This window comes from Oceanobacter antarcticus, assembly GCF_044962685.1.
Lineage (GTDB): Bacteria > Pseudomonadota > Gammaproteobacteria > Pseudomonadales > Oceanobacteraceae > Oceanobacter > Oceanobacter antarcticus.
The window spans coordinates 153,987-169,821 of record NZ_JBBKTX010000002.1 but is presented as its reverse complement, the minus strand read 5'-3'; the positions used below and the strand labels follow the sequence as shown (position 1 = coordinate 169,821).

Below are 15,835 nucleotides of genomic sequence, written 5' to 3'. Positions count from 1 at the left end.
TGCCAAACCGCTAATCGTACACAACAGCAGTACAACACCCGCCAATTTATTCATCGATTCATCCTGGAATAACAATCTTTTTTGAACCGTCATTGTGCCGCTAACGCACGTAAGAGGGTGTCAGATAACGCAGAAAAGCGTTGGAAAGTGCGACGAACAGATGTTCAAAGCAGTGAATCGGAGACACAAAAAACCGGCCAAAAGGCCGGTAAACAAGCAGTTCCCTGCAATCGTCTGACTGCGGGAACACAAAAGAGCCAACCCCCAAATTGTTGGCTCTTTTACTTCACACACGAGGTGAAGGACTTACAACAGTACTCGACGGATATCCGCAATCATCGCCACCAGCGTGGTAAAGAAGCGGCCACAGTCAGCACCGTTGATCGCACGGTGATCGTACGACACAGCCAGCGGCAGCAAATTGCGCGGAACAAATTCCTTGCCATTCCAGACCGGTTTCATCTGTGCCTTGGAAACACCCAGAATGGCCACTTCTGGCGCATTCACGATCGGTGTAAAGCCGGTACCACCAATGGCACCCAGACTGGAGATGGTGAAGCAGCCACCCTGCATATCGCGAGGTTTCAGCTTGCCATCTCGAGCGGCCTTGATCAGGTCGTTGGTTTCCTTGGCAATCTGGTAGATACCCTTTTTATCAGCATCACGCAGTACCGGTACCATCAGGCCGTTTGGTGTATCGCAGGCAATACCGATGTGCACGTAGTTCTTGTGCACCATATGCTCACCGTCGTGGTGCAGCGATACGTTAAAGCTTGGCTCTGCACGCAGCGCCATCGCTGCCGCCTTGATCAGGAATGGCATCGGCGTCAGTTTGACACCCGCCTTTTCTGATTCCGCTTTCATTGACTTGCGGAATTCTTCCAGATCGGTGATATCAGCTTCGTCAAACTGGGTCACATGAGGCACGTTCAACCAGGAACGCGACATATTAACCGCCGTCACCTTCTTGATTTTGCTCATCTTGACCATTTCGATTTCGCCAAACTGGCTGAAATCGACTGCCGGGATCGGTGGAATACCAGTCCCGCCGGTCACGGCAGCCTTGGCAACGGGTACTTGCTCGGCCCGCTTCAGTGCTTCCTTGACGTAGTTGCGAATATCATCCTTGGTAATACGACCGCGAATACCGCTGCCTTTCACCTTGCCCAGATTCACACCCAGCTGGCGCGCCAGGCGACGGGAAGAAGGACCCGCGTATACGTCGGTAGGCTTGGCTTCTGTTTCGGCCAAAGTACCGGCCTTTGCAACAGGTGCCTGGGCTGGGGCTGGAGCCGCAACAGGAGCCGCCGCAACAGGCGCTACCGGAGCCGCAACAGCCGCAGGCGCTGCTACTGCTGCGCTTGCAGGTTTGAAGATGGCGTACAGATCACCTTCGCTGACGGTATCGCCTTCTTTCACCTTGAAGCCCACCAGAATACCGTCTTCCGGTGCCGGGACATCCATGGACGCCTTGTCGGTTTCCAGTACAATCAGTGAATCTTCTGCTTTTACTGCGGTGCCCGGAGCCACACACAATTCAATCACGGTCACACCATCAGCACCGCCCAGATCCGGCAAGGCCAGTTCCATTTCGGCAGCAGGCGCTGCGGCGGGCGTAGCAACAGCCGCTGGAGCTGCAGCAACAGGGGCTGCTGCTGGCTCTACAACCGATGCCGCAACGTCAGCTGCACCAGCAACTTCCATGATGGCGTAGACATCTCCTTCTTTGACTTTACTGTCAACCGCAACCTTGAACTCGATAATTTTACCGGCTTCAGGGGCAGGAACATCCATCGATGCCTTGTCAGTTTCAAGTACCAGCAGTGAGTCCTCTGCGGCAACTGTAGTACCAGGCTCGACACACAGTTCGATCAGGGTAACTTCGTCGGCACCACCCAGGTCTGGAATGATCAGTTCTATCTGTTTGCTGCCACCACTGGCAGTAGCTGCAGGAGCTACTACAGGAGCAGGCGCAGCAGTTGGTGCAGGCGCAGGCGCTTCAACCGGTGTCGCAACCACTGCGGTTTCACCCGCAGCGGTTTCCAATACCAGAATCGGCGCGCCTTCGTTGATCTTGTCACCGACGCTGATCAGCAGTTCAATCACCTTGCCAGCCGCCGGAGAAGGTACTTCCATCGAGGCCTTGTCGGTTTCCAGCACAATCAGATCCTGATCGACTTCCACCATGTCGCCAACAGCAACCGAGACTTCAATTACATCAACGTTTTCCGCACCACCAATATCGGGCACTTCTACAGTCATTTTGCTCATATCAGTCTCCTGTCAAACTGTGGTCGGATCAGCTTTGTTGGCATCGATGCCCAGCTTCTGCCGCACTTTTGGCAACTCTGCTGTGTCGAACTTGCCCTGCTTGGCCAGGCTGGTCAGTGCCGCCAGAACCACAAAGCTGCGGTCGACTTCAAAGAAGTGACGCAGTTTTTTGCGGGTATCCGAACGTCCGAAACCATCGGTGCCCAGCACTTTGAAATCACCCGGCACATAGGCGCGCAGTTGTTCACCATAGGTCTTGATGTAGTCGGTAGACAGAATAACCGGGCCGTCCTGCTCACTCAGACACTGGGTGATGTACGGCACTTTCTGTACTGCTTCAGAGTTGATCAGGTTCCAGCGCTCACAGGCCTGTCCATCACGCGCCAGTTCGTTAACACTGGTCAGACTCCAGACATCGGATTCAACACCATAGTCTTCACGCAACATAACCGCAGCGGCTTCCACTTCACGCAGAATCGTACCGGCACCCATCAACTGAACACGAGGCCCGCTGGATTTCTTGCCTTCTTTCAGCAAGTACATACCTTTGATAATGCCCTCTTCAGCAGCTACTGGCATTTCCGGATGAACGTAGTTCTCATTCATGGTGGTGATGTAGTAGAAGCAGTTTTCCTTGTCTTCGTACATACGCTTGAGACCATCCTGGATGATCACCGCCAGTTCGAAGCCATAGGTAGGGTCATACGACCGGCAGTTTGGAATGGTATGCGCCATCAGGTGGCTATGGCCATCCTGGTGCTGCAGACCTTCGCCGTTTAATGTGGTACGACCGGCAGTGGCACCAATCAGGAAGCCACGGGCCTGGATATCACCGGCCAGCCAGGCAAGGTCACCAATACGCTGGAAACCAAACATTGAGTAGAAAACATAGAACGGTACCATCGGGCAGGCACTGTTACTGTAAGCTGTTGCCAACGCTACCCAGGCAGACATGGCACCGGCTTCGTTGATGCCTTCCTCCATGATCTGGCCTTTCTTGTCTTCCTTGTAGTACATGATCTGATTAGAGTCATGCGGGGTATATTTCTGACCGGCTGAGGAGTAAATACCCAGTTGGCGGAACATACCTTCCATACCGAACGTACGGGCTTCGTCAGGCACGATAGGCACAATACGCTTGCCGACTTCTTTGTCTTTCACCAGCTGCGACAGTACCCGGACAAATGCCATGGTCGACGACTGCTCGCGATCACCGGAACCGGTCAGCTGGCCTTTGAAGGCTTCCAGAGCCGGAGTTTTCAACGCTTCAAAATCGGCACGACGGGAAGGCACAACGCCGTTCAGCTTGTCACGACGTTCCTTCATGTAACGCATTTCAGGGCTGTCAGGCGCTGGACGGTAATAAGGAACCGTTTCCAGTTCGTCGTCGCTCAGCGGGATACCAAAACGGTCACGGAATTTACGCAGTGCGGCTTTATCCAGTTTCTTCACCGAGTGCGTCGGGTTTACCGCCTCACCTGCTTCACCCAGACCATAACCTTTCACCGTCTGAGCCAGAATCACGGTTGGTGATCCCTTGTTCTCCATGGCTTCCGAGTAAGCAGCGTAGACCTTGAATGGGTCATGGCCACCACGGTTCAGATTAAAGATGTCGTCGTCCGACATATCCTTGACCAGTTCCAGCAGTTCTGGATATTTGCCAAAGAAGTGCTCACGGGTGTAAGCGCCACCGTTGGCCTTGTAGTTCTGCAACTCGCCGTCACACACCTCGTCCATACGCTTCTGCAGCAGACCGGACTTGTCTTTTTCCAGCAGTACATCCCAATGACGACCCCAGACCACCTTGATGGTGTTCCAGCCAGCACCACGGAAGACACCTTCCAGCTCTTGCATGATCTTGCCGTTACCACGCACAGGACCATCCAGACGCTGAAGGTTACAGTTAATCACGAAGACCAGGTTTTCCAGCTGCTCACGGCCTGCCAACGAGATAGCGCCCAGTGTTTCCGGCTCATCACACTCGCCGTCACCGAGGAATGCCCACACTTTACGATCACCACGAGCGACCAGATCACGGGCGGACAGGTAACGCATCACGTGCGCCTGATAAATCGCCTGGATCGGGCCAAGGCCCATAGAAACGGTCGGGAACTGCCAGTAGTCCGGCATCAACCACGGATGTGGGTAAGAAGACAGACCACCGCCATCAACTTCACGCCGGAAGTTGTCCAGTTCGGATTCGTCAAAACGGCCTTCCAGATAGGAACGGGCGTAGATACCGGGTGAAGAGTGACCCTGGAAGTAAATCAGATCGCCAAGATGGCCATCATCGTTGCCACGGAAGAAGTAGTTAAAACCGATGTCATACAGGGTAGCCGCAGAAGAGAACGATGCAATGTGACCACCAAGGCCTTCATCATTGTCGTTAGCGCGCATCACCATGGCCAAGGCATTCCAGCGAATCAGCGAGCGAATGCGGCGCTCCATAAACAGGTCGCCCGGCATACGCCGTTCCTTATCGACAGCGATGGTATTGCGATATGGTGTAGTAATGGCGGCGGGCAGGTCGACGCCTTTCGACAGAGCGTGATCAAACAGTGCTTTCAGCAAGAAGGCAGCACGCTCGGGGCCTGAGTGGCGAATGGTAGCGTGGAGTGAATCGAGCCATTCTTGTGTTTCGTAGATATCGACATCTTGTGTCATACGGAACTCCCAGTCTTCTTATACATGCGCCCGGATCAGGCGCGGGTGAAGGCCTTGTGAGCCTGGTAACCCCTAAAATCTGGTCTTGTTGATTATCCCTTTTACGATAATCGACAATATCTGACCCCGTTTTATAGGCTAAAAATTCTTGGTCTCTGGTCGTAATACTCCGAGGGTCAGGAGTAGCAGGCCCAGACGACGGGCGACAGTCTGCCGCGTCCCAAACAAGAAAACAACGCCTCCCCGTAGTTTTTTTACAACCAGGCAACGTTACTTACCGTCAAACACGCAAAGAAATGAAAAGCCAAATATCGCCCTCCACACCCTATTCCCACTGAACTATAAGCATTGAGAATAACCAGAATCACTGAAAACTATGGATGATTTTAATGCCAGTATCGATTTTCGATGGAAATATCAGGCACGTTTTGCCTAGCCACTGGTAAATAATTTACCGCGTACCTTTTTCCGGAATTCACCCGGCGACTGCCCCTGCAACCGACGAAAGATCTTGATAAAGTAGCTGCTGTCGCCAAAACCCGTTTCTTGTGCAACATCCGCAACAGACAAGTTACTGTGCTGCAACAATTCACGGGCGGCCTGACAGCGAATGGTCTGCTGATACACCAGTGGCGTTACTCCCACGACCTGTCTGAAGCGGCGCATAAACTGTCGTTCACTCAACCCGGCCCTTTCTGCGAGCAGACCGAGTGAAAAAGGTTCCCGCAAATACTGGCGCATCCAAGCCTGCACCAGCGCAATCTCTTCATCCGCGTGTCGTGCACCCTCACCAATAGAATACACCTTGTTTTCGAACGGTTGCCGTACCTCTGGAGAGAACTGCTGCTCAATTTGCAATGCCATGTCCCGCCCCCAGGTTTGACCAATAAAATGAATCACCATATCGGCCCCGGAGTTAACGCTGGCAGCACAATAAATACGCCCGGCCTGGGTCAACAAGTGCTGGCGCTGTAACAGCACCTGTGGGTAATCTGCGGTAAAACGATCCTGATAATGCCAATGCGTCGTTGCTGGCTTGCCGTTAAGAATACCGCTGGCGGCCAACAAACAGACTCCGGTACCCACCGAGATCACACTGGCTCCTTGCCGATATTGTTCAGCAATCCAGCCAATAACGCTGGCATGGGTCTGCAACACTCGCCGAGGGTTGCGCCAGAGGGCCGGTACGACCACCAGGCTGGTGGATTCAATTTCAGCCAGGGTTCGATCCGGGCAAAGTCTCAGCCCCCCGAGACTGGATATGTCTCCCGGCTCCGCCACTCCGGTTTCAATGTTGAAGCTCACATTCCCCTGCCGCGCTACTTTTAATCGGGCACGTACTGCTTCCAGCATTTCGACCGGGATTGCAATACTGGAAGTCAGCATTTGCTCAACCAGTAATACCGTCACATGTTGCAACAAAGTGTCTCTCCTATGCGTCACATAACGACACTATCATTTTATCTTTTGTCCATATCAACCTACTAGGTGGAAATTTGATGCCCGTAAGATAGCGAAAATACTTTTGGGGCCTCGATTATGAAAAATCTGGCAGTAATAACCGGTTTTGGTGGAATCAATGCCGCAGGCCGCAGTTCGGGCCATCATGCGTTTCGCCGTATGATTCTGGACTCACTCACCGGCGTCAAACGCGAACAGACACTTGCCAGTCTTGCCAGTCTGATGGCAACCACCGATGAAGATGCCATTCTGAATGGCACTCTGGTACGCGAGTGGGACAATGTGCCATGGGACGCCAAGGCAGTGCCTTTTCACAAACCGTTCAAGGATGAAGACGGCAACCCCTGCTGGCGCCTGACGCACCGTCGCCTTGCCGTACAAAGCGCCGGTCAGCTGCCTGCGGGTTTTGACCCGGCAACCCTGTATCGCTCACTGCACCACCCGCGTGGTTTGCAAATGGCCGTCTATGCCGCATCGGATGCCCTCGGCTCGCTGGGAATCGACTGGGAAACCCTGTGCCAGCACGTCGGCCCGGATGAAATAGCCGTTTATGCTGGCTCTTCCATGGGTCAGCAAGACAGCAATGGTAACGGTGGCATGATGCAGTCGGCCTTACTGGGCAAGCGCACCTCATCCAAGCAATGCGCCATGAGCATGAACCAGATGCCGGCCGATTTTATTAACGCCTATGTGCTTGGCAACGTTGGTACAACTGGCTGTATGTCTGCGGCTTGCGCCACCTTTTTGTACAATTTGCGCCTCGCCAGAGAAGACATAGAAAACGGCAAGCGCCGTGTGGTCGTAGTGGGCAATTCTGAAGCCCCCTTGGTGCCGGAAATCGTCGAAGGTTACAACGCCATGACGGCGCTGGCGTCGGAACAGAAACTACGGGATCTGGACAATATTCCCGCCACTGCAGCGGCGGATCTCCGTCGCGCCAGCCGACCATTCGGTGACAACTGTGGCTTTACCATTGCAGAATCGGCGCAGTTTTTTATTCTGACGGATGACAAACTGGCGCTGGAGCTGGGGCTGACCATCCACGGCAGCGTTGGCGATGTTCAGGTCAATGCCGACGGCTACAAGAAGTCTATCTCCAACCCTGGTATCGGCAATTACCTCACCATGGGCAAGGTCGTTGGTAGCGCCCGCCGCCTGCTTGGTGAGGATGTCTTGCGTCACGGTACCTTTGTCCATGCCCATGGCAGCAGCACGCCCCAGAACCGGGTGACCGAATCCCATATCTATCAGCAACTGGCCAGTGCCTTCAAACTGGAAAACTGGCCGGTCACGGCCGTCAAGGCGTATGTCGGACATTCCCTGTCGGCCGCCTCTGCCGATCAACTCAGCGCCACACTGGGAACTTGGGCCGAAGGGTTTATCCCCGGCATCAAAACAACCCACAAGATTGCGGATGATGTGCACCAGCAACAGCTGGCATTTGTCCTGCAGGACAAGCAGATCGACCCGGCCGAACTCCCGGTTGCCTTTATTAATGCCAAAGGCTTTGGCGGCAATAATGCCTCCGCCATGATTATTTCACCGGCCAAAACCCGCCAGCTGATCGCACAGCGTTACAGTACAAGCGAGCTCAGTCACTACCAGGATCGTAATGAAACGGTGGCAGAAACTGCACACCAGTACGACAGCGACGCCACCGCAGGAACAACCCGCCCACGCTATCACTTTGGTGAAAGTGTGCTGGAACCTGCCGATCTGACCATCAGCGACCAGGAAATTCGTATTTCAGGGTGGGATCAGGCTGTTCCGCTTTAAGTTTAAGGCCAGCCTGGGTCAGGTCACCCCTGCGGTTACCTGGGTATTTGTCTGTCGCTGTTGGCATTGACACTTCTGAGCTTTACTCGCTTGCTATCACCAGCCAAGCTCAGAGGATCTCCAGGCAGCGCGCGTCCAAAGCACGGGCAAATCACTCAGGAACTGACGAATTTGCGGCTGAAACCTCATTGCTGGAAGTAAATGATCAGTAGACTATCAGATCGATTCACCCACTCGGGCCAAGGAAAACATGGAATACAAGATTATCTTCGGCGGGCAAGTAGGCGCTGGTAAAACGACCGCAATTGCCGCTATCAGCGATGTACCGGTAGTCAAAACGGAAGCCAGAGCCAGTGACGACGTTGCCTTGCGTAAAGACACCACCACTGTGGCAATGGACTATGGTCTGATCAATCTTCCTGGTGGCGAGAAAGTCCACCTGTTTGGCACTCCGGGCCAGACCCGCTTCAGCTTTATGTGGGACGTCCTGACCGTAGGTGGCCTGGGATTGGTGCTGCTGATCGACAATGCCGCAGCCAATCCAGTTGACGATATGGTCACCTATGTTGAGGCATTTCGTAAATTCATTGACAACAATGCGTTGGTTGTTGGTATTACACGTATGGATCTATCGACCAATCCGCCGCTGGCAGTCTACATCAGTAAGCTGCAAGAAATGGGCATCAATGCACCGGTATATGAAGTGGATGCCCGCAAGGCTGAAGACGTCGAAGTCATGCTGATGAGCTTGCTCTCTATTCTAGAGCTGGGCTTGAAGTAGCAGCAATGATTAACAGCAGTCATGGTTGATAATGGTTGAAGTAATGGCGCTACGTGGCAAATCAGCCTTGCCGGGCATCCAGACCCGATTGCACGACGCCTGTTCCAAAAGGAAACCAAGTAATGAATGAAACCTCTACACATCCCGAAGCGACGCGGATTTTTGACATATTACGCAGCATGATTTCAAACTCCGAAGGGGCAATACTGGCCACTGCCACCATGACAACCGATGGTCTGATTATTGCCTCAGCACTGGGAGACGGTATTGATAGCGATATTTTTGCAGCCATGAGCGCTTCCTTGCTGGTACTGGCCGAGCGTGCTTCCCAAGAGGTAGATATCGGCGAACTGAATCAGGTGATGGTCATGGGTAGCCAAGGCGTTATGCTACTGACGCATATCGGTCAGGATGCGGTGCTTGCCGTTTCGACCACACCGTCTGCCAATCTCGGCCAGGTACTGCTGAATACCACCAACGCAGTCACTGCGTTACGCAGCCTGCTCGACTAAAGAGACATGGGACGGGCTTGATTTGTATAATCCAGCGCACTAGTGTCTGCACAACCAACCGACTCAGGAATAGCACCACATGATCAAGGTTATTATCGATCGTCGTATCGCAGACGATATGGAATCGACCTATGAAGATGCCATCAAACACACCCTGCGGGCGATTCTTGAAGCGCCTGGTTACGTTTCCGGAGCCTCCTATAAAGACGCCAGAGATCACCATCACCGCATTATTATTACCAATTGGCAAAGCTTGCAGGACTGGGAACGCTGGGCAGTATCCAGCGAACGCCGCGAAGTCATTGCCGCAATCCAGCCAATTCTGATGCGTGAAGAACGTATCAGTATACTGACCGCCTGATTCAGGCTCAGACACTGCCCAGCCGACGATGCTGCAGCCACGTCACCGCAGCATCCAGAGCTTCATCCAGCAACGATTCACGGGTTTTACCAGAACGTTTTGCCGGTTGAAAGTCGTGATCACCGCTGTCCAGCCAGAGCAATTCAATCTCATCAGGCCAGTGCCTCTCGCCAAATAATGCCGTGATCTCAGCCTGCTTGCCAAATGGATCCCTGCTGCCCTGTAAAATCATCAATGGCACAGAGATACGGTCAAAATGCTCGACTCTGAGCGTGTGCTCCTTGCCGGGTGGATGAAAGGGGTAGCCCAATACAATAACCCCGGACAAATTAGCCGGAGCCATACCCGGCAATGCCAGCATCGAAGCAACACGTCCGCCCATCGACTTGCCAACGATCACCACCGGCTTCTCCATCACACGAACAACATCACCTAATTCCTCGACCAAACGCTTAACTGGTGGTGGCGGACGGCGTTTTCCAGATGCCCGCGACTGGGCCATATAATGAAATTCCACCCCGGTTACGGTAACGCCCCGGGCCTCGAATCCCACTCTTGCCGCGACCAGAAAATCCGACTCGAGACCGGCGCCGGCACCGTGAACCAGTATAACGTCAGGATCCTGATGACTGGCTTCTGCCTGAAAACAAATTTTCTCTGTCATTTGGTGTTACCACTTTGGTCGTAATTTCCGCTTTTCAAGCGCTCGATTTATGTCGTTTTTGGCTTCATTGCGTTAGGTCAAGGTCAACAAAGACGTCAGCCTTATGATAACTGGCACCGCTACAAACACCGGATTACCGGTATTTATAACGGAAAACCGCCCGAATAACAGTCGAGTAAGGCCATATCATTTATTGATATTAATTCTCAATTACAATGGGCAAACAGGATGCATTCCACGAGTGCTATATCCCTGAAATATCAGGCAGTTGCCGGACGTTTATTTGCAAAGCGGCAATAACCGCCCGATAATGTGTCGCCAAAATTTAGAACCCTCAATCCCACGCTGTTATTGGAATCCAATCATGAGCACAGCAATCGACCATCCCGAATACAACTACAAGGTGGTAAGACAATTTGCCATCATGACAGTTGTGTGGGGCATAGTTGGCATGACAGCCGGTGTATTCATCGCTGCCCAGCTGGCATGGCCCGCACTCAACTTTGATACCCCATGGCTGTCTTTCGGACGCTTGCGCCCGCTGCATACCAACGCGGTTATTTTTGCATTCGGCGGTAGCGCCCTGTTTGCAAGCTCCTACTACATTGTGCAGCGCACCTGCCGTACCCGCCTGTTCTCAGACACACTGGCCAGTTTTACCTTCTGGGGCTGGAACACGGTCATTGTGCTGGCAGCCATTACCCTGCCAATGGGCCTGACCTCCACCAAGGAATACGCCGAACTGGAATGGCCAATTGATATTCTGGTCGCCATTGTCTGGGTGGCCTATGTGGTAAACTTCCTTGGCACGCTGGCGATCCGCAAGGAAACGCACATCTACGTGGCCAACTGGTTCTTTGCCGCCTTCATGATCATGATCGCGATTCTGTATATTGGTAACAACCTGGCGATCCCGGTTTCCCTGACCAAATCCTACTCCATCTACGCGGGCACCATTGACGCCATGGTGCAGTGGTGGTGGGGTCATAACGCCGTCGGTTTCTTCCTTACAGCAGGCTTTCTCGGCATCATGTACTACTTCGTTCCCAAGCAAGCTGGCCGCCCGGTGTATTCCTACCGTCTGTCCATCGTGCATTTCTGGGCACTGATTTCGATCTACGTCTGGGCTGGTGCTCACCATCTGCATTACTCTGCTCTGCCAGACTGGGCACAAACCTCCGGCATGGTAATGTCGCTGATTCTGCTGGCCCCCAGCTGGGGCGGTATGATTAACGGTATGATGACGCTGTCTGGTGCCTGGCACAAACTGCGTACCGACCCGATTTTGCGCTTCCTGGTGGTTTCCCTGTCGTTCTACGGCATGTCGACTTTTGAAGGCCCGATGATGGCCATCAAGACCGTTAACGCCCTCTCCCACGATACTGACTGGACTATTGGCCACGTACACTCCGGTGCACTGGGCTGGGTTGCCATGGTCTCTATCGGTGCCATGTACCACCTGATTCCGATTATGTTCGGCCGCAAAGCGGGCGAAATGCACTCTATTGCGTTAATTAATACGCACTTCTGGCTGGCCACTATCGGCACCGTATTCTACATCGTTGCAATGTGGGTTAACGGCATCATGCAGGGCCTGATGTGGCGCGCGGTCAATCCGGACGGCACCCTGACCTACAGCTTTGTTGAATCCGTCTCGGCCTCACATCCCGGATATGTTGGTCGTGTTATCGGCGGCGCACTGTTCCTGGCGGGCATGCTGATCATGGCTTACAACGTCTACATGACCGTGCGTGCGGCCAAGAAAGACATTGCCGCCACGGCAACCGCTCAGGCGTAAGGAGTTATTGAGATGATTAAGCACGACACTATCGAAAAAAGTATGCCATTAATGGTGGTACTGATCGTCATCGCTCTTAGCTGGGGTGGGCTGGTAGAAATTGTGCCGCTCTTCTTCGCCAAGGACACCAACACGCCAGTTGAAGGCCTAAAACCCTTGAACGCGGTACAACTGGAAGGTCGTGACATCTACATCCGCGAAGGCTGCCATGTATGTCACACCCAGATGGTACGCCCATTCCGTGCCGAGACCGAACGTTACGGACCCTACTCTGTGGCGGGCGAATCCGTGTACGAACACCCGTTCTTGTGGGGCTCCAAGCGTACTGGCCCGGACCTGGCTCGCGTCGGTGGCCGTTACTCCAACGAATGGCACCGTGCGCACCTGTACAACCCGCGTGACGTTGTACCCGAGTCCATCATGCCGTCCTACCCCTGGTTGTTTGAAGACAAGGTAGATGGGCGTGATACACCGAAAAAGATGGAAGCCCTGCGCATGGTAGGCGTGCCATACACAGATGACGACATCGAAGGTGCTAAAGCAGCCGTTGATGGCAAACCCGAAATCGAAGCCCTGGTTGCGTACCTGCAACAGTTGGGCACAGTGATCACTAAACGGTAATCCCATGGATATTAACGACGTGCGCGGGCTGGGTTCGATCTTCGCTCTGATAGCGATGCTGGCAATCTTCTGGTGGGCCTATGGCTCCAGTCGCAGGAAACGTTTCGAAGACGATGGGGATATTCCATTTCTTGATGACGATGATGGCCTCCCCAAGCACGGCGATAAAGATCGGAGCAAGTAATTATGTTAAGTACTTTCTGGCAAGTATGGGTTTCCGTCATTGTACTGGGATCCATTATTGGCTGTGGTGTGCTGATCATGTACACCAGTCGCGGTATGCGCAAAGAAGAAACCGACCAGACCACCGGTCACAGCTATGATGGCATTGAAGAAATTGACAACCCGCTACCACGCTGGTGGGTGTTCATGTTCTGGGGCACCATTATTTTTGGCCTCGGCTATCTGGCTTCTTTTGGTCTGGGCAACTACCAGGGATTCCTGACCGTTACCGTAGACGGCAAGGAAGTTCCCTGGAGCCAGACCAATCAGTGGAAAGCGGAAGTCCAGGCGTTCGACCAGGAAATCGCACCTCTTTATGCCCAGTACTCCTCAACTCCGGTTGCTGAGCTGATTCATAACGATGATGCGTTACAAACTGGTCAGCGCCTGTTCAAAAGTAACTGCTCGGTCTGCCACGGCAGCGGTGCCAAAGGTGCGCTTGGCTTCCCTAATCTGACGGACAAAGACTGGTTGTATGGCGGTGCTCCGGCACAGATCGTCCAGACCATCGCCAACGGCCGTCAGGGTGCCATGCCGGCTTGGGGTGCCATTCTGGGTGATGAAGGCATTAACCAGATGGTGAACTATGTTCGCAGCTTGTCTGGCCTGAAGCACGATGCCACTCTGGCAGAGGAAGCAGCGCCCAAGTTCTTGCAAAACTGTGCCATTTGTCACGGTGCCAACGGCAAGGGTAACCAGATGATGGGCGCCCCTAACATGACCGATGAAACCTGGTTGTACGGCGGCTCCAGCAAGCAGATCGAAATGACTCTGCGTTATGGCCGCAGCGGTAAAATGCCTGCCCATAAGGAAATCCTTGGTGCTAATGCTGACGCCAAGATTCACCTGCTGGCCACGTACGTTTACTCATTGTCCAACAAGTGATGTCATGATTGCCTCAGCCAACCGCTCGCATAACCACAATGTTGAGCTGCGGCAATGAACGGGGAAAAAGCGGCCAATGGCCGCTTTTTTTCGATATATCAACTGCGTACGAACTATATAATCACAGCATTATATAGATCTGCTGACGATCCGAAGGTGCCTTTTGGGCCCCCACCTGCTACGCCAGCCAACACAAGCAAACAAGGTGATTAGCTGTCATGAGTAACATCCCTGTCAAAGACGTCACACCCAAGTCCGAGAGCATGTACGCCAAGCGTGAAAAAATATATGTACGAGAAATTATCGGTTTCTTTCAGAAACTGAGAACCTATTCATTGTGGGCACTCATGCTGGGTTACTACGGCACGGTATGGATTAACTGGGGTGGTCGCCAGGCCGTCTATTTTGATCTACCGGCGCGCCAGTTCAATATTTTTGGTGTCACTTTCTGGCCTCAGGATTTTATTCTGCTGTCATTCGCGCTGATTATTGCCGCCTTTGGACTGTTCACGATTACCAACCTTGCAGGCCGGGTCTGGTGTGGTTACACCTGCCCCCAATCAGCCTGGTCATTCCTGTTTATGTGGATCGAAGAACGCGTGGAAGGCAGCCGCAATCAACGCATCAAGATGGACAAGGAAAACATGTCCACCAGCACGCTGCGCAAAAAAGCCCTCAAACATACCCTGTGGCTATTTGTCGCACTCGCAACCGGGGTCACCTTTGTTGGCTACTTCTCTCCCATTCGTGAGTTGATCCCGGATATGTTTTCGGCTGCACTGAATGGCTGGGAAATATTCTGGATTGCTTTTTTCACCCTGGCGACTTACATCAATGCTGGCTGGATGCGTGAGCAAGTGTGTATTTACATGTGCCCTTATGCCCGTTTCCAATCGGTAATGTACGATGCTGACACGTTAGCGGTTTCCTACGACATTAATCGCGGTGAGCCGCGCGGAAAACGCAGCAAAAAAGCCAAACAGGAAACCGATACCACCCAGCTGGGCGACTGTGTCGACTGCTCATTGTGTGTTCAGGTATGTCCAACCGGCATTGATATTCGGGATGGGCTGCAATATCAGTGTATCGGCTGCGCCCTCTGTATCGATGCCTGTGACTCCATTATGGATAAGCTGAACAAGCCCAAGGGATTGATCCGTTACACCACGGAAAACGAACTGGAAGGCAAACCCACCCACCTGATGCGCCCCAGACTGCTGGGCTACGCCTTTATGCTGCTGGTTATGATGTCTGCTTTTGTTTATGCCATTGCCAGCCGGGTGCCTTTCGAGTTGGATATCGAACGGGATCGTGGCAGCCTCTACCGGGTCACTCCCAACGATACCGTCACCAACAGCTATACCCTGAAAATGATGAATATGTCGCAACAGCCCCGAACCTACCAGCTCAGGGTTGAAGGACTTCCAGCCGTCAATATGGATGCGCCCGAGATCCATGAAATAAGGGTGAATGAACTGCGCGAGATTACCGTTAACCTTGAAATTGACCCGGCGATTGCCAAGCTTCCCTCCAGTAAAACCGACATCGAATTTGTCGTGGTGGATCAGCAGGATGGCAAAGAAGTTGCCCGCGAAGAGAGCCGCTTTATCGCCCCAAAAAACTAGCGAGCCTCATCCCTGCTGTTGCTCAATGTGGGCTAGCAGGGCTAGATTTCAGTGCGCCCCGCGCTCTGCTCTGCATCAAGTCTGCCGACGATGACTTGCCGAGGACTCTAGAGACTCGCCGCCCAAGTGGTTACACTTGGGCGGCATTTTTTTCGGGCAGCGGAACCTTGGAGCAATAATAGGCCCCAACAGGC

Annotated in this window: 13 protein-coding genes; 9 read left to right on the top strand and 4 right to left on the bottom strand. The window is 53.2% G+C overall.

Going from position 1 to position 15,835, the window contains the following annotated elements; translation table 11 throughout:
* Positions 1 to 306 precede the first annotated feature (306 nt).
* From aceF to WG929_RS02385, 3 genes are all read right to left on the bottom strand, one after another.
* Entirely contained in the window at positions 307 to 2,271 is a 1,965-nt protein-coding gene (gene aceF / locus WG929_RS02395; RefSeq protein ID WP_416204743.1) for a pyruvate dehydrogenase complex dihydrolipoyllysine-residue acetyltransferase, read from the bottom strand.
* A gap of 12 nt (positions 2,272 to 2,283) precedes the next feature.
* Complete coding sequence (aceE, locus tag WG929_RS02390; protein ID WP_416204742.1) at positions 2,284 to 4,935, bottom strand: pyruvate dehydrogenase (acetyl-transferring), homodimeric type; 2,652 nt, start codon at positions 4,933 to 4,935, stop codon at positions 2,284 to 2,286.
* A gap of 432 nt (positions 4,936 to 5,367) precedes the next feature.
* Positions 5,368 to 6,357, bottom strand: a complete 990-nt coding sequence (locus tag WG929_RS02385; RefSeq protein ID WP_416204741.1) for a GlxA family transcriptional regulator — start codon at positions 6,355 to 6,357, stop codon at positions 5,368 to 5,370.
* Between the two features lie 117 nt (positions 6,358 to 6,474).
* Here WG929_RS02385 and WG929_RS02380 point away from each other — a divergent pair, with 117 nt between their 5' ends.
* From WG929_RS02380 to WG929_RS02365, 4 genes are all read left to right on the top strand, one after another.
* Positions 6,475 to 8,172 (top strand): beta-ketoacyl synthase, encoded by a 1,698-nt coding sequence (locus tag WG929_RS02380; RefSeq protein ID WP_416204740.1) that lies wholly within the window; start codon positions 6,475 to 6,477, stop codon positions 8,170 to 8,172.
* A gap of 250 nt (positions 8,173 to 8,422) precedes the next feature.
* Entirely contained in the window at positions 8,423 to 8,953 is a 531-nt protein-coding gene (locus tag WG929_RS02375) for a GTP-binding protein (RefSeq protein WP_416204739.1), read from the top strand.
* A 122-nt stretch (positions 8,954 to 9,075) separates the two neighbouring features.
* Positions 9,076 to 9,465: a roadblock/LC7 domain-containing protein gene (locus tag WG929_RS02370; protein WP_416204738.1), complete on the top strand. Its 390-nt coding sequence runs from the start codon at positions 9,076 to 9,078 to the stop codon at positions 9,463 to 9,465.
* A gap of 79 nt (positions 9,466 to 9,544) precedes the next feature.
* Entirely contained in the window at positions 9,545 to 9,826 is a 282-nt protein-coding gene (locus WG929_RS02365; protein WP_369857591.1) for an antibiotic biosynthesis monooxygenase family protein, read from the top strand.
* A gap of 7 nt (positions 9,827 to 9,833) precedes the next feature.
* On the opposite strand, the gene WG929_RS02360 is transcribed toward WG929_RS02365, so the two are convergent.
* Entirely contained in the window at positions 9,834 to 10,490 is a 657-nt protein-coding gene (locus WG929_RS02360; RefSeq protein WP_416204737.1) for an alpha/beta family hydrolase, read from the bottom strand.
* A gap of 364 nt (positions 10,491 to 10,854) precedes the next feature.
* On the opposite strand from WG929_RS02360, the gene ccoN reads away from it, so the two are divergent.
* The 5 genes from ccoN to ccoG all read left to right on the top strand — a co-directional run bounded on the left by ccoN (position 10,855) and on the right by ccoG (position 15,641).
* The gene (ccoN, locus tag WG929_RS02355; protein ID WP_416204736.1) at positions 10,855 to 12,288 is read left to right on the top strand and encodes a cytochrome-c oxidase, cbb3-type subunit I; all 1,434 of its coding nucleotides are present in this window, start codon (positions 10,855 to 10,857) and stop codon (positions 12,286 to 12,288) included.
* Between the two features lie 15 nt (positions 12,289 to 12,303).
* The gene (gene ccoO, locus WG929_RS02350; protein WP_416204809.1) at positions 12,304 to 12,909 is read left to right on the top strand and encodes a cytochrome-c oxidase, cbb3-type subunit II; all 606 of its coding nucleotides are present in this window, start codon (positions 12,304 to 12,306) and stop codon (positions 12,907 to 12,909) included.
* A 4-nt stretch (positions 12,910 to 12,913) separates the two neighbouring features.
* Positions 12,914 to 13,093 (top strand): cbb3-type cytochrome oxidase subunit 3, encoded by a 180-nt coding sequence (locus WG929_RS02345; protein WP_369857588.1) that lies wholly within the window; start codon positions 12,914 to 12,916, stop codon positions 13,091 to 13,093.
* Between the two features lie 2 nt (positions 13,094 to 13,095).
* On the top strand, positions 13,096 to 14,016 hold the full coding sequence (ccoP, locus tag WG929_RS02340; protein WP_416204735.1) for a cytochrome-c oxidase, cbb3-type subunit III: 921 nt from the start codon (positions 13,096 to 13,098) through the stop codon (positions 14,014 to 14,016).
* Positions 14,017 to 14,234: 218 nt separating this feature from the next.
* Positions 14,235 to 15,641 (top strand): cytochrome c oxidase accessory protein CcoG, encoded by a 1,407-nt coding sequence (ccoG, locus tag WG929_RS02335; RefSeq protein WP_416204734.1) that lies wholly within the window; start codon positions 14,235 to 14,237, stop codon positions 15,639 to 15,641.
* Positions 15,642 to 15,835: the final 194 nt, after the last annotated feature.